Origin of the sequence: Arthrobacter zhaoguopingii, from assembly GCF_009828605.1 — a bacterium.
Lineage (GTDB): Bacteria > Actinomycetota > Actinomycetes > Actinomycetales > Micrococcaceae > Arthrobacter_D > Arthrobacter_D zhaoguopingii.
In genome coordinates this window covers 271,904-292,979 of the sequence record NZ_WIAE01000005.1, presented here as the reverse complement: position 1 = coordinate 292,979, position 21,076 = coordinate 271,904, and the positions used below count along the sequence as shown (strand labels likewise).

Here is a 21,076-nt window from a genome sequence, read left to right as displayed (position 1 = left end):
GAAAACCGGGTGCGTTCGTCGTTTTCTGGCGCGTACGGCGCGGACGGGCTCCTAGTACAGGGCCGCTTCCGACTCCGACGCCGGGGTTTCGCCGGAACCGAGGTTGGCCCGCAGTTTGGCACCGAGGTCGGCGTCGACGTTGGTCCAGTACTGGATGGCCCGCTCGCGGATCTCGGAGCTGACCACGCCGCCGACGGCGCCGGTGATCGTCTCGAGGAACCGGGCCCGGGCCGCATCGTCGAAGACTTCGCGGTAGAGCGTGCCGGCCTGGCCGAAGTCGTCGTCCTCGGCGTGCAGGGTGTGGGCGGCGCGCACGAGCTCGCCGTCATTCTCCCAGCCGCCGTGCGGACCGTAGATCGCCGGGTCGGCCGCGGGGCCGCCCACCGAGTTCGGCGCGTACACCGGGGTGGAGGCGGAGTTGAAGTGGTACCGGCCCGCGCCGTCCTTGGAGTAGTTGCGCACCTCGCTCTTGGGCATGTTCACCGGCAGCTGGGCGTGGTTGGTGCCCACACGGTAGCGGTGCGCATCGGCGTAGGAGAAGATGCGCGCCTGCAGCATGCGGTCGGGGCTGGCGGCGATGCCCGGCACGAAGTTCGACGGTGCGAAGGTCGCCTGCTCGATCTGCGCGAAGTAGTTCTCCGGGTTGCGGTTCAGGGTGAGCTTCCCGACCGGGATCAGCGGGAAGTCGCCCTGTGGCCAGACCTTCGTGAGGTCGAACGGGTTGAACCGGTAGTCCTTCGCGTCGTCGTAGGGCATGACCTGGACCTTGAGGTCCCAGCTCGGGTGATTGCCCTTGGCGATGTTCTCGGCGAGGTCACGCAGGTGGTGGTCGGCGTCCGAGCCGGCCAGCGACTCGGCCTCGTCCACGGTAAGGGTCTCGTGGCCCTGGTTGGACTTGAAGTGGTACTTGACCCAGAACTTCTCGCCGGCCTCATTGATCCACATGTAGGTGTGCGACCCGTAGCCGTTCATGGTGCGCCAGGAAGCGGGCAGGCCGCGGTCGCCCATCAGCCAGGTCACCTGGTGCGCGGATTCCGGGCTCAGGGTCCAGAAGTCCCACTGCATGTCCGCGTCGCGCAGATTCGTGCCGGGGAGGCGCTTCTGCGAATGGATGAAGTCCGGGAACTTGATGCCGTCGCGGATGAAGAAGACGGGCGTGTTGTTGCCCACGAGGTCGTAGTTGCCCTCGGAGGTGTAGAACTTCAGGGCGAAGCCGCGGGGGTCGCGCCAGGTGTCGGGGGAGCCCTGCTCGCCGGCGACCGAAGAGAAGCGCAGCAGCGTCTCGGTGACGGCGCCCGTCTGGAACAGCGCTGCCTTGGTGTACATGCTGACGTCCTCGGTGGTTTCGAAGACACCGAAGGCGCCGCCGCCCTTGGCGTGGACGACGCGCTCGGGGACGCGCTCCCTGTTGAACTGGGCGAGCTTCTCGATCAGGTAGTGGTCGGTCAGCGGGATCGCTCCGTCGCGGCCGACCGCCGAGGAGTTGCTGTCATCGACGACGGGCGCCCCGGACTGCGTAGTGCTGAAGTTGGCGTTCACTGTGCTCCTGTTTCTGTGGTGCTGCTGGGGTAAATCGTTGGGCTGGCGGCGGGGGCGCGGCAGTCGCCGCACAGCCCCTGGTAGAGGACGTCGGCGATCTGGATGGTCATCCCGGCCGAACCGGGGGACCACTGAGGGGTCAGGCAGGGGGCGTGGCCGACGGCGCACTCCACGTCCTCGATCCGTCCGCAGCCCGTGCACACCGCGTGGTGGTGGTTGTCGCCGACGCGGGTCTCGTACCGGGCGGGGGAGTGCGGGGTCTCGATGCGGCGCAGCAGGCCCAGGGCCGTGAGGTCGGCGAGGATGACGTACACCGACTGCACGGCGATGTGCGGCAGTTCCTGGCGCACGTCCGCGGCGGCGTCGTCGGCGGTCGCATGGGGGGAACGCTCGACGGCGGTAAGGACGGCGAGGCGCTGCCGGGTCACCCGGCGTCCGTGGCCGCGCAGCTCCTGCGACCACTGCGCCTCGCGCGCGGTGGGATGCGGAGCGGTGTCGGTCATGGAGGGAGTCAACCACTAATTCTGAGGGATTCATAATAAGGTCCGTCTAACTTGCGTCCCGTCGACCGGTCTGGCTGGGTACGGTGGGACGATGGATCTGTTGCGGCGGGCGTGGGCCTGGACACTCGATTATGCGTACGTCGGCTTCTGGCAGCTTCACGGCCTCCTCGTGCGCGAAGACCCGGCGCGGTACCTCGTTGCGGGGCCGGAGTCCGCCCAGGGCCCGGCGAAGCTGCCGGTGCTGCTGATCCCGGGCGTCTACGAGCCGTGGCAGTTCATGCGCCCGGTCGCCGCCCATCTGCACCGGGCCGGGCATCCGGTGCACGTCGTGGAAAAGCTCGGCTACAACCGCGGCTCCGTGCCGGCGATGGCGGCGCTGGCCGCCGAATACCTCGAGGAGCGCGACCTGCGCGACGTCGTCATCGTCGCCCACAGCAAGGGCGGACTGATCGGCAAGTACCTGATGACCCTGCCCGGAACCCGCGTCAGCCGGCTCGTCGCCATCAACACCCCCTTCTCGGGCTCGGTCTACGCTAACTTCTTCGTCCTGCCGAGCATCCGGGCCTTCGCTCCCCGGAACCGCACCCTGGTCTCGCTCGGGAGCAACCTCAAGGTCAATTCCCGCATCACCTCGATCTACGGGCGTTTCGACCCGCACATCCCCGGCGGCAGTTTCCTTAAGGGGGCGCGCAATATCCAGCTCGAGACCATGGGCCACTTCCGGCCGATCGCGGACCGCCGGGTGCTCAAGGGGGTCGACGAGGCGATCGCCGCCGCCGAGTAGCACCGCCGGGCGTAACCTCCGGACAGGCCCGGCGGCGGTAGTTGCCGGTGCGAACCACATCGCGGCTACACTTTTGTAGTGCCCAAACTCCTCGCCGACCTCACGCCACTGAAGGAGAGCAGGGCCTTCCGCCGGCTCTACATCGGCACGACCCTCTCCGCCACCGGCACCCAGCTCACCCTGGTGGCCGTCAGCCTCCAGGTCTATGCCCTGACCGCCTCAAGCCTGAGCGTGGGCCTGCTTGGACTCTTCGCGCTGGTGCCGCTGGTGGTGGCCGGGTTGTACGGCGGCGCGATCGCCGACGCCCACGACCGACGAACGGTGGCGCTGTTCTCCGGACTCGCCCTGTGGCTGACGACCATCGCCATCGCCGCGCAGGCCTGGGCCGGCCTCAACAACGTCTGGCTGCTGTACCTCCTGGTCGCGGTGCAGAGCGGCGCGGCCGGGGTCAACCAGCCCACCCGCAGTTCGATCATTCCGCGGCTCGTGCGGCCCGAACTCCTGCCCGCGGCCAATGCGCTGAGCATGCTCACCTTCGGCCTGGCCTTCACGGTGGGACCGCTGCTCGCAGGCGTCCTGGTGGCACAGGTCGGCTACGCCTGGACCTACACGATCGACGCCGTCACCTTCACCGCGGCGCTCTGGGCCATGTTCAGCCTCCCGCCCATGCCGCCCGAGGGACCAACCCGGCGGGCGGGGCTGTCCTCGGTGCTCGAGGGGTTCAGATTCCTGGGCACCCGCCCGAACATCCGCATGACCTTCCTCGTCGACCTCGCCGCCATGATCCTGTCCCAGCCGCGGGCGCTGCTGCCGGCCATCGGCGCGGTCCTGATCGGCGGCGGCGAATTTACCGTGGGCATCCTGCTCGCGGCCGTGGCGTTCGGCTCGGTGCTGGCGGGACTGTTCTCCGGCCCGCTCGGCCGGATCCACCGCCAAGGCCTGGCCGTGCTGTGGTCCATTGTGGGCTGGGGCGCCTCTGTGAGCGCCTTCGGCCTCGTGGTCGTCGCGGCCGGAGCCACCGGACCCGGTGCCGGCGGTGCGGTGACGCCCTGGATCATCCCAGCCGCGCTCTGCCTCGTCCTCGCCGGCATCTCCGACTCGGTCAGTTCGGTGTTCCGCAGCACCATCCTGCAGTCCGCCACCCCCGATGCGATGCGCGGGCGGCTGCAGGGCGTCTTCATCGTCGTCGTCGCCGGAGGCCCGCGCCTGGGCGACATGGTCGCCGGCGGCGGCGCCGAGTGGCTGGGGGAGGGCTGGACGCCGGTGATCGGCGGCCTGCTGTGCATCGCCCTCGTGGGGCTGCTGGCGAAGTGGCAGCCCCGTTTCGCCCAGTACGATTCGCGTAACCCGCAGGCCTGAAACCGCGGCGCGTGCCGCTTCGACCGTGCCCTCCGGGCGGCCGTAGGATCGGTGGAACACGGCGCCGCGCCCGCCCGTTCTCCCTAGACAAGACCCTTCGAAGGAGATGCCGTACAGTGCACAGACACTTCAACGGAGCCAAGACCGCGCTGTTGTTCGGCTCGCTCATGGGACTGTTCCTGCTCTTCGGTGCGGTGATCGCGGGCGCCACCCGGAACTCGTCCTTCCTGCTGATCTTCGCCCTCATCGGGGTCGGCTCTGTGGCCTACAGCTACTGGAACAGCGACAAGCTGGCGATCCGCAGCATGCGCGCGGTCGAAGTGAGCGAGCAGCAGGCGCCGGCGATGTACCGGATCGTGCGCGAGCTCAGTGCGCGGGCGAACCAGCCCATGCCGCGGCTCTACATCTCACCGACCCTTGCGCCCAACGCCTTCGCCACCGGCAGGAATCCGCAGAACGCCGCGGTGTGCTGCACCCAGGGCATCCTGCAGCTGCTCAATGAGCGCGAGCTGCGCGGGGTGCTCGGGCACGAGCTCATGCACGTCTACAACCGCGACATCCTCACCGGCTCCGTCGCCGCCGCCGTCGCCGGGGTGATCACCTCGCTGGCGCAGATGTTCGCCTTCACCGGCCTGATGGGCGGGAACCGCAGTTCCGGCGGGAATCCGATCGCCGCGCTGCTGCTGGCCTTCCTCGCCCCGATGGCGGCCGGGCTCATTCAGATGGCGATCGGCCGGACCCGCGAGTACGACGCCGACGAGGACGGCGCGCGCCTGACCGGCGACCCGCTGGCGCTGGCTTCGGCGTTGCGCAAGCTGGAGATGGGGACGCAGCGGGCACCGCTGCCGCAGGACCAGCGGCTCGTCAACACCTCGCACCTGATGATCGCCAACCCCTTCCGGGGCGGGGGAGTGCAGCGCCTCTTCGCGAGCCATCCGCCGATGCCCCAGCGGATCGCGCGGCTCGAAGGAATGGCCGGCCGGCCCCTCGGCCGCTGACCTCGGCCGCGGTGCAACCGGCGGACCACGCCGCCGTCTTCCGGGGCGGACGGCGCACTGGCCGGCATCCGGCCGGAACGGCTCCCGCCGGCGACGGTGGCAGAGAGCCTAAGCCCTCACTGGACGGTTCGCCATTCGGCAGCGGCAGGTACTGGCTCGGCCGAGCGGGTGCGGGCGAGATGGGCGAGCTGACGTCCCCGGAGATATCCTCCGGTGGTGATGCCAAGCACTGCGACGACGGCTCCCGCGCGGCCCAACCCGGCGCTGTCCTTGCCTGTGCCCCAATCCCGCAGTCCGGACAGGACGGCGCGGGGAAGGATCCTCCGGACATAGTGCCGTTCGGACCGCAGGGCGCGTTTGTGGCCCACAAGATGGCTCACCTGGGCCTTGGAGAGCCCTTCTGACCAGGCTCGTGCCGCCATGTACCGGAAGGTTCCCCTGGTGGCGGGGACGTGGTGATGGACCACGGCGGTCGGATCGTAGACGATGCGGGAGCCCGGGGAGGCGATGGTGGCCCGGATGCAGATTTCCGTCTCCTCGCAACCGAGTGGCTTGAGGGTCTGCCGGCCGAGGTCCTGGTTGAAACCGCCGACATGCTCGAGGATTTCCCGCCGGAAAGACATGTTCGCACCGATCAGGTTGCGGACTTCGGTCGCCATCCGCGGCAGGCCCCGGTGGCTGCATCCCACGATCCAGTCGAGTTCCTCGCTGAAGTATCCGGGACGGCCCGCTTCCCAGACCGGGTCGACGTGCCCGCCCACGGCGAGCACATCGGGATCGTCGTAGAACGAGATCAGGCGTTCAATCCAGTTCGGGGCCGCCTCGGCGTCGTCGTCGAGGAACGCAACAATGTCCGACGTCGCGTGGGCGATTCCGGTGTTGCGCGCACCGGCCAGCCCGGGCTGGCCGGTGCTCTCCACAATCGTCACGGCACTGAAATTCGCAATGAGGTGCTTATAGAGGTTCTTGTTGTGGTCGACGACGATAATGATCTGCTGCAGGGGCACCGTTTGGGCCCGTACTGACTCGACGACACGGGTCATGAGCTTCAGCCGCTCCTGGGTGTAGGAACAGATGACCACGGAAACCGTGGGGCGTACTCCAGTGGGCGACATATCAGGCACCTTCCGCGAGGGTAAGCACGCTACGGGGATCGGTTGGAGTCCGTGAGTGACGGACGCTGGGATAGGTGTATTTCACCCGCCGGAGCGCTTCGGGGCGGGCCCCGCCGGTGGGTGCGTCCCAGGCCGCGCACTCCCGTGCGAGGGTGCGCAGCACCCTCCACCCATCACGGAACGTCTGCAGATTCGAGGCGCCCGAAATCCGGTTGAATTCCATGCTTGGAACCTCTGCGATACGAAGTCCTCCCCGCGCCGCCTTAACGATCAGTTCCGTCTCGATCTCGAATCCCTCGGATTCCAGCTGCAGGACCTCAAGGCACTCCCGCCGGAAGGCGATGTAGCCGTAGCAGAGGTCCGAGTAGTTGCTGTGCAGGACCACGTTGGCCAGCCCGGTGAGGGCGCGGTTTCCGACCTCCCGCAGCCAGGTCAGGTCCTCGGAGCCGCCTCCGGTCACATGCCGGGAGCCTTTGACGAAATCGAAGTCGTGCTGCAGCGGAGAGACGAACCAGCCGATCTCCTGCGGGTCCATGCTTCCGTCGGCGTCGAGCATGACGATGATGTCGCCTGAGGCCGCCGCGAACCCGGCCCGGAGGGCGCAGCCCTTGCCGGCACGGGGTTCGGACACAACCAGGACGTCGACGCGAAGCGCCCGGGCCACATCGACCGTGTGGTCCTTTGACCGGCCGTCGACGATGACGACCTCGTCCACGTAGGAGGGCATGCGGCGAAGCACCCATGGGAGGTTCATTTCCTCGTTCAGGGTCGGTATCACCACGCTGACCGAGGCCGTCGGGGATGGCGCGGTGCGGTTGGATAACGAGTTGGGGCCGGGGTACGGGATAGTCACGATCTCACCACTTTGCAAGCGAACGGTTGTGTCTGGCCGGCGGCCATGGGAGCGGGCCGGACGGGTTCAGTACCCGGCTTCAACCCTCGCGCTGGGCGCCCGTCCTCCAAGAGAACCCGGGCCCTGGGCGGGTGAAGCAGATGTACAGAAGGTGAACCGGAGGTGCTGCCCGGTGGAACCACACTAGAACTTGATCTTTGGAGTGTCGTCGAAACTGCCTACCCGACTTGATTTAGGCGTTACCCGGGCTGTGCGTTCATTACTTGAAGAAGTCGCCAAACCCGTAAGTTCGCTCGGTGGTGATTACTCGCGCCCTGCCGCCAAGTACTTGTCTTGGTGGTATACCGGAGTTCCGGGCGGCGTTTACACGGACCAGCTCCTGTAGTCCCTCCAGGAAAGCCCTGCACCTTGGCGGTTGGGCTCCCGGACGCGACGGAGACGTCCCGTGATCGATCACCCGCGGCTCCCTGGGCTACCGGGAAGCCTTCATCAAGGAAGATTCAGGCCGGCCGGAGCGCTTTGCACAGCCGGGCCGGTCGCTGCCCGCGGAAGCACCGGAGGTTCTGCCGTATATATCCAGCGCGATTTACCCAACGCGCTGATCGGAGACTCGGTGGGCTGAACCCATCGAGAAAGCGGGACAGCGGGACAGCGGGACGGCGGGACAGCGTGACAGCCGTGACAGCGCCCGGGGAGTCCGGCGTCAGCCCGAGATAAGTAACGGGCCGTAGCGCACGAGTACGCCTCCGACCATTTCTCCAAGTAGCGAACGAGAAGCTCAGGTAACGGCTAAATCAAGTCGGGTAGGCAGTTTCGACGACACTCCAAAGATCAAGTTCTAGTGTGGGTTTCACCAAGCAGCACCCCTGGTTCACCCCTTGTACACCTAGCGTCACCACCCAGGGCCCGGGGTTCTTTTGGAGGACGGGCACCCGGTGCGACCTCGAAAGTGCGACCTCGAAAGTTGGAGCCGAGTAATGGGAATTGTCATCCGCAAGGACTGTTCGCCGAGCCCGTCCGGCCCGCTCCCCATGGCCGCCGGCCAGACACAACCGTTCGCTTGCAAAGTGGTGAGATCGTGACTATCCCGTACCCCGGCCCCAACTCGTTGGCCAACCGCAACGCGCCATCCCCGACGGCCTCGGTCAGCGTGGTGATACCGACCCTGAACGAGGAAATGAACCTCCCATGGGTGCTTCGCCGCATGCCCTCCTACGTGGACGAGGTCGTCATCGTCGACGGCCGCTCCACCGACAATACTGTCAAGGTGGCACGTGCAGTCCGGGGGGATGTCGTGGTCGTGAATGAGCAGCGGAGGGGCAAGGGTGTCGCGCTGCGGGCCGGGTTCGCGGCGGCCTCCGGCGACATCATCGTCATGCTCGACGCCGACGGAAGCATGGACCCGCAGGAGATCGGCTGGTTCGTCTCCCCGCTGCAGCACGACTTCGATTTCGTCAAAGGCTCCCGGCATGTGACCGGAGGCGGCTCCGAGGACCTGACCTGGCTGCGGCGGGCCGGAAACCATGCCCTGACCGGGCTGGCCAACGTGGTCCTGCACAGCAACTACTCGGACCTCTGCTACGGCTACATCGCCTTCCGGCGGGAGTGCCTTGAGGTCCTGCAGCTGGAATCCGAGGGATTCGAGATCGAGACGGAACTGATTGTCAGGGCGGCGAAGGCCGGCCTCCGGATTGCCGAGGTCCCCAGCCTGGAGCTGGACCGTATTTCCGGGGCATCTAATCTGCAGACTTTTCGGGACGGGTGGCGGGTGCTCCGGACCATGGCCCACGAGTGCCTCGTGTGGGAGGCCCCCACTGCCGGGGCCCGCCCGGAGGTGCTGCGGCGGGTGAAATACGCCTATTCCAATGTGAGCTTCCCTCGAACACCCACGGATCCGCAGAGCGTTCTTCACTTGATGAGCGCGAGTTGACCCGTTTAGAGGTCACCGCCGGGTAGCACCGCGGGAACCAAAGCACGTCCGACGCCGTGCACCCCAGATTTACCACTCAACCGACACCTTCCAGACAGGGGACGATATGCGCACCGGGCGTACAAAGGCACTGCACTTCGACATCCACGGCCGGGTGAGGATCCGCGTCGACGCAAATGCGCCGTCAGCGACCCAGCTCCAGAGCATGTTGGCGTGTTTCGCTACCGACACCGAAGGGCCGGCCGACATCATCGTCGATAGCCAGCCGGAGCCGATGCCGGAGGCGGGTCTGCTCGAGCACGAGCTCGCGTACACGGAGACCAGCGTGCGTTTCCAACACGATCGGGTCCAGATCGTCAGGGAGCCCGAGCAGTGGCGCATTCACGGGGCGGGCGAGTTGCTGACCTCCGTGGTCCCAGTTCTCGACGCCGCGATGGTCGGCCAGGGTGCCGCCATGTTCCATGCGGCAACGATGGCCTACAACGGTCATGCGATCGCGCTTCCCGCCGCCGGAGGCACCGGTAAGACGAGCACCGCGGCCAAGCTGATGAGGCGCGAGGGATGGTCGTTCATGGGCGACGACTGGGCCTTCCTCGCCGAGGACGGCACGCAGCTCGGTTATGCGAAGCCGATGTTCATCAAACCGCACCACCGGGCCATCTACCCGCACCTGTTCGAAGGTGTCCGGAAGCCCCTCGTCCCCTCAGGGCTTTCCCAGACCGTCGGCCGCCTCACCACACTGGTGCACCCGTACGTCATTCGTTATCCGCGCGTCGCGGACTTCTCCCGCAAATGGTCGCCGGAGCACCGCATGGTCGATGCGTCAAGCGCGTTCCCCGGACGGGAGGTGACAACCTCGGCCCCGCTCGCGGTCGCCGTCTACATCGAGCGCTTCGAGGGCAGCCGGTCCCGGATCGTCGAGCGGACGAAGGACTGGATGGTCGACCGCATGATCGGCAACTTCCACATCGAGATGGCGGGCTTCTCGCAGCGGGTCGTGACCAGCCTGGCGGCCACGTCCGTCATCTCGTGGCGCGAGCACTTCGCCGCAAAAGGGGTCGTGCTGAGCAAGGCGCTCGACGGTCGGCCCTGCTACCTTCTGCAGGTGCCTTCCGCGTACTCGGCGGACCAGGCCTCGGACGACATCGTTCGTTTCCTTGAGGAGATGCTTCCTTCGGTCCTCGACGAGCAGTCCTGAGGAGTGAACAGTGGATTCCAGCCCCAGCGCGGTCACCGCTGTCGTTCCGGCCCGTAACGCGGAGAGCATGCTCCCGCGATGCCTCGAGGCCCTGAGCCAGTCCGGTGTCGCCGAGATCATCGTGGTGGATGGATGCTCCACCGACCGCACCGTCGAAATTGCCACCGCGGCGGGTGCCCGGGTCCTCAGTGACGAGGGCCGGGGCCTGCCGTGGGCCCGAACGCTCGGTGTGAAGAGCAGCAGCACCCGGTGGGTCCTGCTCGTCGACTCCGACGTCGTGTTCGGGCCGACGGGGGTCGCTGACTTGCTTACGGAACTGGTGGAGGAGGGCTACGACGCACTCCAAGCCGGTCTGGAAAGCGTCGCTGGACCGGGCTACTGGGGGCAGGCGCTGGCCCATCACCACCGCACCGGCCGCAGCCGCAACTGGTTTGGACTGGTGGCAACGGTCATCGACCGGGAGCTGATGCTGGGCGTGGGCTTCGACGACTCGTTCAAGTCGGGGGAGGACATTGAGCTGCGCTGGCGGATGAGGCAGTCGGGCATGCGAACGGGCGTGTCACAAAAGGTCCTGGTCGAACACCGGTTCGCCGCCGACGACTTTGACTTTGCGCTCGATCAGTTCCTCATGGATGGAAAGGGCCTCGGGCGGATGATCCGCAAGCACGGCTGGCGCGGTGCGAGGTTGGCTCTGCTGCCCGCCGCCGCGGCCGTCCGGGGCAGCGCCCTGAGCCTTGCCGGGGGCCAGCCCCGGTGGCTGCGCTACTACCTCGCCTTCTGCTGGTACAACTACGCGGGCATGGCAAAGGGCCTCGGTCGTGTGGGCTGAGCGGGCCTCCGCGGTCCCGGACCCCTCGACGGTCGTCCGGCGTTCCGCCCTGCACAGCTCGATCGGCCTCGTCGTGGCCAAGGCCGCCGCGACGGGTACGGGTTTCGCCTTCTGGATCGTGGCCGCCCGCGCGACAACCGACCATGAGGTCGGGCTCACCACCGCGGCGGTCTCGGCGGTGATTCTCTGCACGCAGCTCGCGGTGCTGGGAACCGGGTCGGCGGTGATCGTCTCCGTGGGGCGGGGGGAGTCACCCGCGCGGGTGTTGAATTCCGCGTTCGGCATCGTGGCGGTGACCGGCACCGTGCTGGCCCTCGGCTTCCTCTTTCTCCAGTTGATGACCGCCAACGCGGAGACAGCGTCCACCTCGATCCTCTTCTGGGTCACGTTCCTCGTGGCCGTCGTGGCAGGGACGATGTGCACCGTGCTGGACCAAACGCTGGTGGCACTGGGCCGCGGCGCCAGCGCGACGACCCGGTACACGGTGAGCGGCGTGCTCTCCTTTGGGGCGGCAGCGCTTCTTGCCTGGTGGAGGAACGGCGCCGCCGCCGACATCCTGATGGTCTGCTGGACCTTCGGATCGGTTGTGGCCTTCCTCATCGGCATGATTCAGCTGCGACGACTGATCGGCTACCGGCCGCGGCCATCCCTGCACCTGGCGCACAGCCGTTCACTGCTGGTTCTTGGCATCCCAAACCAGCTGATCACGCTCACCGAGCGCGCCCCCGGGCTGATCCTGCCGCTCCTGCTCGCGCAGCTGGTATCGCCGGCGACCGCTGCCTACTGGTATCCCGCATGGATGATGGCGTGGGCCGCGTACACCGCTCCAATGCTGATGAGCATCGTCCAGTTCTCCGAAGGTGTCCGCGACCCCGGCCGGCTCGTGCCGAAATTCTTAGCGAGTTTCCGGTGGTCACTTGCCTTGGGATGCGTGGCTGCCGTCGTCCTCATCGTCTTCGCCCGCCCGCTGCTCCACCTGCTCGGGGAGAACTACGCCGACACGTCCACCGTCGCCCTTCGGTTGTTGGCGGTCGGAGTGGTGCCGTACGCGGTGCTTCAGGCCTATAACGCCGTGTGCCGAATCCGCGGGCGCTATGTCGAGCCGATCATTGTTGGCGTGATGGTCGGAACCGCCGTCTCCACAGCAGCGCTGCTGGCCGCCGAAAGGGGCGCCAGCGCCATGGCCCTCGCATTTCTGCTGGCGCTTTCCGCCGGGGCCGCGGTGATCGGCCTCCGGCTGGTTGCCATCCTTCGACACGTCAGGCGGGAGACGCGATGATCGATGAACTTGAAGTGACTCGACCCACCGGGGGGCGCTGGAAACGCCGCGATGTGCTGTGCATCGTGGCGGGAGTCGTGTCGCTGGCCCTTGCCGCGGGCGCCGCCTCCACGGTGTCCGTGCCCGTGGAGAGCGATCTGGGGCTTGTCGCCGTGCTGCCCTTCCCGTTCTGGATCGGGGTCCTGATCCTGAACATCGCCTTCTTCGTGGCGCTGCGGGGGGATGCCGATGGCCCGGCTCGCCGCCCGGTCATGATGTCCCTCCTCGTGGTCTTCGTGCTCGTGCTCTTCGGGACCGCGATCTTCGTGACGGACGTACCGCGGGGTGAGGTCGCGTTCCGTCACCTTGGAGTCTCCGACGCCCTCTCGCAGGTTGGGGTGGATCCCGGCATCGACGCCTACTTCAACTGGCCGGGCTTTTTCGCCCTGCTGGCGACAATGCTCGCGGCGACCGGTCTCGACCCGGTGACCGTGGCCCTGTGGGCACCGGTGTTCAACGTGGCTCTGTGGCTCACTGCCGTGGGCGCGGCGACGCGCTTCCTCACGAGCGATCCGCGACGGCGCTGGCTGGTGCTCTGGCTCTTCTGCCTCGGCAACTGGCAGGACCAGGATTACCTGTCTCCCCAGGCCTTCGGCTTTTTCCTGTACATCGTCATGATCGGGCTGCTCGTCGGCCCGCTGGCCGCCCGGCCCGCCCCCTTCCGCGGTTTCCGACCGGCGGACCTGGCGGAGTGGTGGCGGGGACGGGCGCCCGCCGACTCCCGCCCGGGACACCGGGTGGGCGCCCTGGTGGTGGCCCTGCTGCTCATCGTCGTCATCTGCGCGAGCCATCAGTTGACACCGTTCATGATGGTCGTTGCCATCACCGCCCTCACTCTGAGCGGACGGGTCTGGCCCAGCCGGCTCCCGCTGATCGCCGGCATCGTGCTGGTGCTCTGGCTCGTCTACCCTGCGAGTCCATACCTCGTCGGGCACCCGCCCCTCGAGGATGCGGGGCTGGGGGCCGCGATCACGTCAAACGTCGTCGACCGGGTGAGCGGGACCCCGGGACACGTGGTCGTGGTGCAGCTCCGGGTCCTTCTCACCATCGTGCTGTGGACGCTCGCCGCGGCGGGGGCGGTGCGGGACTGGCGCAGAGGCCGCCTCGACATCCGGGTCATCCTTCTCGCCCTCGCCCCGGTGCTGATCTTCCCCGTGCAGATGTACGGCGGCGAGATGCTCATCCGTGTCTCCCTGTTCGCGCTGCCGTTCATCGCCCTGCAGGCATGCTCGATCCTGCTTCCCACGGAGGGCAGCGCACGTCCCTCCTCCCGCGCGACGGGAGCGCTCGTGCTCACTTGTTTCCTGCTGGCGGCGCTGACGGTGACCGGCAGGTTCGGCAACGCGCAGTATGACGTCTTCGCCGACAGTGAGATCGCCGCTATGGACGCCGTGGAGGAGATGGCACCGCCCGACTCGGCGATCATCTCGGCCGCGCATCCGACGCCGTGGCGCGAAGACGCCTACCTCGACCACCAGTACCGGACGATCGAGGACCTGTGCCAGCAGGACCTGACGCCGGCGACGTGCGCCCCAACTGTCTATGAATACGCCCGGCGCAATGCCCAGGGCGCCTACCTGGTGCTGATGAGTTCGGGCGAGGCGAGTCTGGTCATCCAAGGGGACACCACCGCCCCCGACTTCGCCGAAATGGAGAGGTGGCTGAGGACCCAGGAGGGTGTGCAGCTCTCGTTCAGAAACCCCCACGTGCGCGTGTACGAGGTGGTGCCAGAATGAGCGGCGTCAGCCGGCCGACCGTGGCGCTCGGTCTCGCGGCCGTTGTGCTGTCGGTGGCGACCGTTGTCGGGCTGCCGGCACCGCTGCAGGCGGTCGCCGCGATAGCTGTCCTCGTCCTCCTTCCGGGGCAGGCACTGGCCCGACTCACGCAGGTGACCGACCTCGCGCTTGGCGCGGTGCTCGTCCTGGCGATCGGCCTGGCCACGCTGACGGTGGTGTCAACGGCGATGTTCTACCTCGCGCTGTGGTCGTGGCAGGCTTGCGTCGTCACGATGGGCGTGATTACCGTCCTCGCATGCATAGTGCGCGCACGGCAGGAGGTGGCTTGGTGATGGAGGAACTGGAGGATCTGGTCGCGTCGAACGGCCTTGTGTTCGAAGTGGCGGGGCTGTTCGTGGCCGCCGTGCTGCTCGTCACCCTCGTCACGATCGAGGTCCGCCGCGCCGGACCGGTCACCGGTCCAGACACCGGGCAGCGTGCAGGCCCCGCCATCTTCAGCCGAAGGGAAGGCCGCGGGCTCATCGCTGTCATGTGGGTGTTGTGCGTGCTCCTCTTCCTTCCTCGCGTGCTGGAGCTGCTCGCGTGAGCAGTGGGGCGCGGTGGTGGCTTCTCAGCGACCTCCATCTGGGCGTATCGGATGACGACCCCCGGAGCCCCGGCAGGATGCTGGCCGAGTTCCTGCGCCGCGAGGTGCCTGCATCCTCCGGAGGTCAGCAGCACGTCGCCTTCGTGGGTGACACGTTCGAGCTGGCCGGGCTGGCGGAGCATGAGAGCCAGTCCCGGCTCAAGTCCATCCTTGCCCGCCACCCGGCCACATTCCAGGCGCTTGAGGCGTGCGCGGCGCGCGGCGTGCAGCTGCACTTCCTCTGCGGCAACCACGACGCCGACCTGGCCCGGCCCTCGGTTGCCGCCTGCCTGTCAGCGCTGCTGTCACCCCTTGAGCCCACGCGGGTCAGGGTGCACCCGTGGATCCTGCACGTGCCCCACGTGCTCGTGGCCGAGCACGGGCACCAGCACTACGCGCTGCACCGGACACCGGAGGTGCTCCGCGTGGCGGTCAGCGACACCGATGAGCTGCACCTGCCACCTCTTGCCGCCTGGCATGCCCATCCGTCACGGTCGCGCCTGCGCCGTGCCGGAGCCGTTGCCCGAGCCTGCGTGGGATCCGAGCGGGCGGAACGCCGCATCCGGCAGCCCGCGTACGACGAGCTGTTGCAGACCGAGTCGCTGCGGCTCGCGCTCGACGGGGACACCGTCCGGGATCTGGCCCGCCTGTCCCGGTTCCGGACGGTGTCGGCGATCCCGGCCACCGCGATTCGCATGGTGCGCCGCGGCACCGGGCGTGCGGTCAGCGGTGAGGAGGCTCCCGCTGCAGCGGGCTCCATCACACGTACCCTTGCGGCGCACGGCTTCGGGGTGGCCTGGTACGTTTCGGGCCACACCCACCGGGCAATCGAGTCGACGGTCACGGCGTCCACCACCCGGTACGTCAACACCGGCACGTGGAGTTCGGACGTCCGCGGCCCCGGACCTGACCAGTCGGACCGTCGGGCGTTCCCGCACGCGGTGATCGATGTGGACCCCGACGGCGCCACCAGCGGCGGGCTGCGGTACTGGCGCCCGGACGGAGGCTGAGCCGTGCCGATACCAGCACCCATGGGAGGACCGAGGTGGTCTCGCTATGCTTGGGGCGAAAGCCCGACCTGCTGTTTGAATGTTCGCCTCCGGGAAGAATTCTAAGGGGTTATCGGATGCACTCGGCGCTCCTTCGTCTGACACCCCGCCGGTGGGTAGCCGCAGTCGTCGCCGCACTTCTGGCGGTCTCCACCGCGGGATGCACCAGTGAGCCCGAACCGCCCGAGGAGGTTGAGATTGCGGCTGTCGGCGACATGAACGGCGTCGGGACCTACGCAACTGACAGCCCGTCGGGGCGGAACGGTGCGGCGATCACCGACCTCGTGGAGAACGACGAGATCGACGCGTTCCTCGGGCTCGGGGATTTCCAGTACGACACCGCGTACTGCGAGGACTACGTGAAGTATTGGCAGACCCTGTGGGGTGGCACGAAGTCCAAGCTGTACTGGGTGTCCGCCCCCAACCACGACTGGGAACCGGGCCGCAATGAGGACCTCGACAACTTCATGAACGACCAATGCCCCGGGAGTATGGGGAAGTCCGCGATCAACCAGGAGAGGGGGTGGATCTTCAACGGGGAACCGTATTCGAAGGACTTCGGGAACTGGCATATCGCGTTCCTGTCGTCCGCGCCCTGGCGGTACGACATCCCGGAAGCCGAAAAGCTGACGGAGTGGCTGGACGAGGACCTCGCTGCTGCCAAAGAGGCGGGTAAACACCTGGCCGTGGTTCACCACGAACCGTACTTCACCTCGAACACCGAGGCACACGAGCGGGCGTATGAGCACAAGCCGTGGATTGACGTGATGTGGAAGCACCGGGTCCGTCTGACCCTCTCAGGGTCACAACACAACTATGAACGGTCGTGTCCGGTGAACAACGCCGACCAGTGCGTGCCGGACGGGATGACCGCATTCCAGGTATCCACTGGGGGAATCGGCCTGCGCCCCTTCACGAGCAACCCGTGGTACATCTCGAAGCGGTTCAGCGACACCCACGGGTTCCTCCGGCTGACCCTGCGGGAAAACGGGTCCTTCGACTGGAGATTCGTTCCAACCTCCGGGTTCGGCACGGACGTGGGCTGGCGCTCCGCACCGCAGTAGGAGCCCCGCCGCAGCCGATGGCCTGCACCGGCTAGCGCCGCTGCCTGGACCCTCGGCGTTCCCGTGAGGTCGCGGTGCGGCGTGCCTGTCCTCTGAGCTGCAACGCCGCACCGCCTTCCGGCGAGGTCAGCGCATGTTGACGAACTGAAGGTCCGCTTCGTCGAAGTTCTTCAGCAGTGCCATGGTGGCCTGCAGGTCGTCACGGGACTTGGAACTGACCCGCAGCTCGTCGCCCTGGATCTGGGATTTGACGCCCTTGGGTGCCTCGTCGCGGATCAGCTTGTTGATCTTCTTGGCGATGTCCTGGGCGATGCCCTCCTTGATGGAGGTCTCCAGCCGGAATTCCTTCCCGGAGGGGTAGGGCTCTCCGGTGTCCAGGGACTTGAGGGAGATTCCGCGCTTGATCATCTTTGACTGCAGGACGTCGAGGACGGCGAGCACGCGCTCCTCCGAGTTCGCCTTCATGAGGATCTTCTCACCGCTGAAGTCGACCTCCGCACCTACGCCCTTGAAGTCGTACCGCTGCGCAATCTCCTTCTGGGCCTGGTTCAGGGCGTTGGCCACCTCCTGCTTGTCCACTTTGCTTACGACGTCGAACGTGGATTCGCTAGCCACTGTGCCTCCTTAGAAGTTGGATTCTTTTCCTGCTTCCAGCCTACTGGCTTGCGGGCGGCGGCGCCCTGCCGGCGTCGTGCCGCTCCGCCTGCCCATCGAAGACGCAGATCCGACGCCTTGAGCACGGTATTACCCGTTTCTTCCGCATTGTCGATGCCGATTCGATTCTGGGGCCGATGTTCTGTAAAGTTGTCTTGCCCGCGCTTGCTGCGGGTTGTCTTCATCTGGAGACGTTCGGCAGATTACCCGAGCGGCCAAAGGGGGCTGACTGTAAATCAGCTGGCACAGCCTACGGGGGTTCGAATCCCTCATCTGCCACAGCAAGGAAAGGCCCGCTCCACCCGGCAAGCACGGGATGGAGCGGGCCTTTCGCATGTCCGGTCCGATTAGCTGCGGCGACGGCGCGGGGGCTTCCTCCGCCCCGGCCCGGTCGGCAGACCCGCCGTTCCGCGCCGGTCGTTTCGCGCCGAGGGATCAGCACATGGGAAGATAGGCGGCAACGGGAGCACGTCGTCATGCAGGACGCGGAGCATCACCCTGCAAGACGACGAAAGGATTCCCCGTGAGGGACGACCTTCTGGACCCCCCTGCTGTACCGGCAAGAACACCGGCACCATTTTCCCCAACTGCTACATCAGGGCCCCGCGGCCGCCGCCGGGCCACCGGCGGACGCCACTTCGCCGCCCCGCCGACGAGCCGCCGGACACCGGGCATCCGGCAGGGATTCCGCCCCGAGGTGCAGGGTCTGCGCGCTCTCGCAGTCCTCATGGTGGTCACGTACCACATCTGGTTTGACCGGGTGTCCGGCGGCGTGGACATCTTCCTGCTGATCTCGGCGTTCCTGATGACCCTCACCTTCGTCCGGAAGGCCGAGGCAGGCACCCCGTTCGGCCTGATTCGGCACTGGCTTCACCTGTTCAAGCGCCTGCTCCCCGCCGTCGCCGTCGTTCTTCTGGGAACCCTCGGCGCCGCGCTCGTGCTGCTTCCGCGGGCCCAATGGACCCTCGTACTTGAACATTCCTGGGCGTCGTTGTTCTACTTCCAGAACTGGCTGCTGGCTGCCGAGTCCGTTGACTACTACGCGGATACCAGCGTCGCCAGCCCGCTCCAGCATTTCTGGTCCCTTTCCATCCAGGGCCAGGTCTTCGTGCTGTGGCCGCTGCTCTTCCTCGGCGCAAGTCTGGCAGCGAAGGCTTTTCGCCTGCGGTTCAGGACCGTGACCGCGGTGCTGTTCGGCGTCGTCTTCGCGGTGTCGCTCGCTTTCTCCATCTACGAAACCAACACCAACCAGGCCTACGCGTACTTTGATACGCGGGCGCGGCTGTGGGAGTTCGCCCTGGGCACCCTGCTGGCGCTGGCGTTGCCCTACCTGAGGCTCCCCAGGGTCCTCGCTGTCGCCGCGGGCTGGCTGGGACTGGCCGGGATGCTCAGCGCCGGGTACGTGCTGGACGTCGAAGGGGAGTTCCCGGGGTTCGTCGCGCTGTGGCCGCTGCTGTCGGCGGCGCTGGTCATTTCGGCCGGCCAGACCGGCAGCCGGCTGGGCGCCGACCGGCTGCTCTCCTGGGGGCCGCTGGTGAAGATGGGCGATCTTTCCTACGCGCTCTACCTGTGGCACTGGCCCATCCTGGTCATTTACCTGGTGTACCGGGGGCGCGACGCCGTCGGGCCGGTCGGAGGCACCGGAATCATCGTGCTTTCCCTGATGCTCGCCTACGTCACGACGCGCCTCGTGGAACGCCCTCTGCGGAACCTTCCCAAGGTGGAGGCGAGCCGGGTGCGGACCCTGGTGGTGATCGCGGCCTGCCTTGGCCTCGTCGCGGTGCCGGTGGGCGCCGTGCAGCAGGTAATGCGCGTGCAGGCGGCGAACCTGATCGCCGAGGCCGACACCCAGAACCCAGGCGCGTACTCCCTGATGGCCGGGTTCGTCGACCGTTCAACGGGGGACACTCCGCCCATTCCCGACCTGGGCAGCCTGAAGGGGGAGTGGGGGGCGCTCGCCGGTGAGTGCGAAGGAGAACATGCTCCCGACGGCGACGCGACAGTGATCCGGGTGTGCGCCTTCAAGCCCGCCGAGGGCACACCAAGCAAGGAAATCCTCGTGATCGGGGACTCCCACGTCGAGCAGTGGGTGGAGCCCCTTGAGCTCCTGGCGGAACGCCACAACTACCAGTTGACCACCCTGCTTCTCGGCGGATGCAATTACGGCACGGCCAGCGAGACCCGGTCCGCCGGGTGCAACAACTTCAACGAGGCCGCCACGGCCTACGCCCTGAAGATGAGGCCGGACGCCGTGCTCACCATGGCGACACGGTCGGACAAGAAAACCAGCGCGGAGCGCGCCGTCGCGGGCCTGCCGGAGGTGGCTGCCGTCCTGGGGGAGGCCGGTATCCGTGTCGTCGGACTCCGCGACAACCCCCGGTTCACCTTCAACATGATCCGGTGCGTCGAGGAGCACGGCGCGGAATCCGACAAATGCACCTTCCCGCTCAGCGAGAAACTCGCGGCAACGCCGCCCGTGCCGCCCGCGGAGGCCTCCAACGGAGCGCTTCGGTTTGTCGATATGACCGACCTGATCTGCCCAGACGGCACCTGCAGTCCGGTGGTCGGCAACGTCTACGTCTATCTTGACGACAACCACCTGACGACTACCTACACCAAGACGACGCTGCCGGAGTTCGAGAAGCGCTTCCACGACGCTCTGCGCTGACGCGCAGGCCAAGTTTTCCCGCAGTTTTCACCCACCGACGCCCTACAGCCCGGCAGAGGGTGGGATGCTTATTCGAGTGCCTGTTGGAGGCACATTGTCTTTCAGGAATTGAGCATGAACATCAAGTCCGGGTTCCTGGCGCTGCTCGCCGCGGGCCTCCTCGTCACCGCAGTCGAGCCTGCCGCCGCGCCGGCCTCCGCCGCACCTGCTGCCGCATCAGCCGACGTCACCACGCTTCAGGAGGCAGCCCGGTCCCTTCCCGTGGCAGCAGAAGACAATCTCGGCTTCGACCGCGACCGCTACTTCGGCCACTGGGTCGACGCGGACGGCGATTGCCAGGACACCCGCGCCGAGGTGCTGGTCCAGGAGAGCAAGGGTTCGCCCAACTACACCTCGGCCCGGCGCTGCACGGTCGCGAACAGCCGGTGGGTGACCGGTTTCGACAACCGGACCCATAAGTCGGCCACCACCGTCCAGATCGACCATACGGTTCCGGCCCACGAGGCCTGGGGGTCGGGGGCACGCTCATGGACTCAGGACCGCCGGGTCGCCTTCTACAACGACCTGGGCTATCCGGGCTCGCTCAACGCCCAGCCGGGGACCCTGACCAAGGCCAAGCAAACGTCGGGCCCCGAGGGATGGGTTCCTCCGTCGAACCGCTGCGCCTACATCGCGCAGTGGATCACCGTGAAGACGCGCTGGGGCCTGACAGTCGACAGCACCGAGAAGGCCGCACTCGTCCGGTACGCCGACGCGTGCCCGCCGTCCAGGCTCAGTATCACCAAGATCTGACCGCAGGCGCTGCGCCGGCGGGTGTCCCGGCCCTCCCATTCGGGGGTGGCAAAGAGTATTCT

At 67.1% G+C, this 21,076-nt stretch carries 19 protein-coding genes and 1 tRNA gene; 15 read left to right on the top strand and 5 right to left on the bottom strand.

The window, feature by feature from the left end; all coding sequences use genetic code 11:
• Positions 1–51 precede the first annotated feature (51 nt).
• The gene (locus GVV77_RS08925; protein ID WP_159617753.1) at positions 52–1,539 is read right to left on the bottom strand and encodes a catalase; all 1,488 of its coding nucleotides are present in this window, start codon (positions 1,537–1,539) and stop codon (positions 52–54) included.
• Positions 1,536–2,042, bottom strand: coding sequence for a Fur family transcriptional regulator (locus tag GVV77_RS08920; RefSeq protein ID WP_159617752.1), 507 nt, complete (start codon positions 2,040–2,042; stop codon positions 1,536–1,538). Before GVV77_RS08920 ends, GVV77_RS08925 begins: the two co-directional genes overlap by 4 nt.
• 91 nt (positions 2,043–2,133) lie before the next feature.
• Here GVV77_RS08920 and GVV77_RS08915 point away from each other — a divergent pair, with 91 nt between their 5' ends.
• The 3 genes from GVV77_RS08915 to htpX all read left to right on the top strand — a co-directional run bounded on the left by GVV77_RS08915 (position 2,134) and on the right by htpX (position 5,183).
• The gene (locus GVV77_RS08915; protein WP_159617751.1) at positions 2,134–2,826 is read left to right on the top strand and encodes an esterase/lipase family protein; all 693 of its coding nucleotides are present in this window, start codon (positions 2,134–2,136) and stop codon (positions 2,824–2,826) included.
• A gap of 78 nt (positions 2,827–2,904) precedes the next feature.
• Positions 2,905–4,185 (top strand): MFS transporter, encoded by a 1,281-nt coding sequence (locus tag GVV77_RS08910; RefSeq protein WP_159617750.1) that lies wholly within the window; start codon positions 2,905–2,907, stop codon positions 4,183–4,185.
• Positions 4,186–4,301: 116 nt separating this feature from the next.
• Positions 4,302–5,183: a zinc metalloprotease HtpX gene (gene htpX / locus GVV77_RS08905; RefSeq protein WP_159617749.1), complete on the top strand. Its 882-nt coding sequence runs from the start codon at positions 4,302–4,304 to the stop codon at positions 5,181–5,183.
• 116 nt (positions 5,184–5,299) lie between these two features.
• Here htpX and GVV77_RS08900 read toward each other — a convergent pair whose 3' ends face one another.
• Together GVV77_RS08900 and GVV77_RS08895 are read right to left on the bottom strand one after the other, a co-directional pair.
• The gene (locus GVV77_RS08900) at positions 5,300–6,298 is read right to left on the bottom strand and encodes a glycosyltransferase family 2 protein (RefSeq protein ID WP_159617748.1); all 999 of its coding nucleotides are present in this window, start codon (positions 6,296–6,298) and stop codon (positions 5,300–5,302) included.
• Between the two features lies 1 nt (position 6,299).
• Positions 6,300–7,151 carry a glycosyltransferase family 2 protein gene (locus GVV77_RS08895; protein ID WP_246199713.1) on the bottom strand — a complete coding sequence of 284 codons (852 nt, stop codon included), beginning with the start codon at positions 7,149–7,151 and terminating at the stop codon, positions 6,300–6,302.
• A 1,078-nt stretch (positions 7,152–8,229) separates the two neighbouring features.
• On the opposite strand from GVV77_RS08895, the gene GVV77_RS08890 reads away from it, so the two are divergent.
• From GVV77_RS08890 to GVV77_RS08850, 9 genes are all read left to right on the top strand, one after another.
• On the top strand, positions 8,230–9,081 hold the full coding sequence (locus tag GVV77_RS08890) for a glycosyltransferase family 2 protein (RefSeq protein WP_246199712.1): 852 nt from the start codon (positions 8,230–8,232) through the stop codon (positions 9,079–9,081).
• A 106-nt stretch (positions 9,082–9,187) separates the two neighbouring features.
• The gene (locus GVV77_RS08885) at positions 9,188–10,279 is read left to right on the top strand and encodes a hypothetical protein (protein WP_159617747.1); all 1,092 of its coding nucleotides are present in this window, start codon (positions 9,188–9,190) and stop codon (positions 10,277–10,279) included.
• 10 nt (positions 10,280–10,289) lie between these two features.
• Positions 10,290–11,108, top strand: a complete 819-nt coding sequence (locus GVV77_RS08880) for a glycosyltransferase (RefSeq protein ID WP_159617746.1) — start codon at positions 10,290–10,292, stop codon at positions 11,106–11,108.
• Positions 11,098–12,387 carry a lipopolysaccharide biosynthesis protein gene (locus tag GVV77_RS08875; RefSeq protein ID WP_159617745.1) on the top strand — a complete coding sequence of 430 codons (1,290 nt, stop codon included), beginning with the start codon at positions 11,098–11,100 and terminating at the stop codon, positions 12,385–12,387. Before GVV77_RS08880 ends, GVV77_RS08875 begins: the two co-directional genes overlap by 11 nt.
• Entirely contained in the window at positions 12,384–14,162 is a 1,779-nt protein-coding gene (locus tag GVV77_RS08870) for a glycosyltransferase (protein WP_159617744.1), read from the top strand. Before GVV77_RS08875 ends, GVV77_RS08870 begins: the two co-directional genes overlap by 4 nt.
• Complete coding sequence (locus GVV77_RS08865) at positions 14,159–14,494, top strand: hypothetical protein (RefSeq protein WP_159617743.1); 336 nt, start codon at positions 14,159–14,161, stop codon at positions 14,492–14,494. The genes GVV77_RS08870 and GVV77_RS08865 overlap by 4 nt, the downstream gene beginning before the upstream one ends.
• Positions 14,491–14,748: a hypothetical protein gene (locus tag GVV77_RS08860; protein ID WP_159617742.1), complete on the top strand. Its 258-nt coding sequence runs from the start codon at positions 14,491–14,493 to the stop codon at positions 14,746–14,748. Before GVV77_RS08865 ends, GVV77_RS08860 begins: the two co-directional genes overlap by 4 nt.
• Positions 14,745–15,797: a metallophosphoesterase family protein gene (locus GVV77_RS08855; RefSeq protein WP_159617741.1), complete on the top strand. Its 1,053-nt coding sequence runs from the start codon at positions 14,745–14,747 to the stop codon at positions 15,795–15,797. Before GVV77_RS08860 ends, GVV77_RS08855 begins: the two co-directional genes overlap by 4 nt.
• Positions 15,798–15,913: 116 nt before the next feature.
• Positions 15,914–16,900 carry a metallophosphoesterase family protein gene (locus GVV77_RS08850; RefSeq protein WP_159617740.1) on the top strand — a complete coding sequence of 329 codons (987 nt, stop codon included), beginning with the start codon at positions 15,914–15,916 and terminating at the stop codon, positions 16,898–16,900.
• A 126-nt stretch (positions 16,901–17,026) separates the two neighbouring features.
• Here the strand turns inward: GVV77_RS08850 and GVV77_RS08845 are convergent, their stop codons facing one another.
• Positions 17,027–17,515 carry a YajQ family cyclic di-GMP-binding protein gene (locus tag GVV77_RS08845; protein ID WP_120164599.1) on the bottom strand — a complete coding sequence of 163 codons (489 nt, stop codon included), beginning with the start codon at positions 17,513–17,515 and terminating at the stop codon, positions 17,027–17,029.
• Between the two features lie 236 nt (positions 17,516–17,751).
• On the opposite strand from GVV77_RS08845, the gene GVV77_RS08840 reads away from it, so the two are divergent.
• The 3 genes from GVV77_RS08840 (at position 17,752) to GVV77_RS08830 (ending at position 21,014) form a co-directional block, all read left to right on the top strand.
• Positions 17,752–17,833: transfer RNA gene (locus tag GVV77_RS08840), tRNA-Tyr, on the top strand.
• A 244-nt stretch (positions 17,834–18,077) separates the two neighbouring features.
• The gene (locus tag GVV77_RS08835; protein ID WP_159617739.1) at positions 18,078–20,222 is read left to right on the top strand and encodes an acyltransferase family protein; all 2,145 of its coding nucleotides are present in this window, start codon (positions 18,078–18,080) and stop codon (positions 20,220–20,222) included.
• 114 nt (positions 20,223–20,336) lie between these two features.
• Positions 20,337–21,014, top strand: coding sequence for an HNH endonuclease family protein (locus GVV77_RS08830; RefSeq protein ID WP_246199711.1), 678 nt, complete (start codon positions 20,337–20,339; stop codon positions 21,012–21,014).
• Positions 21,015–21,076 lie beyond the last annotated feature (62 nt).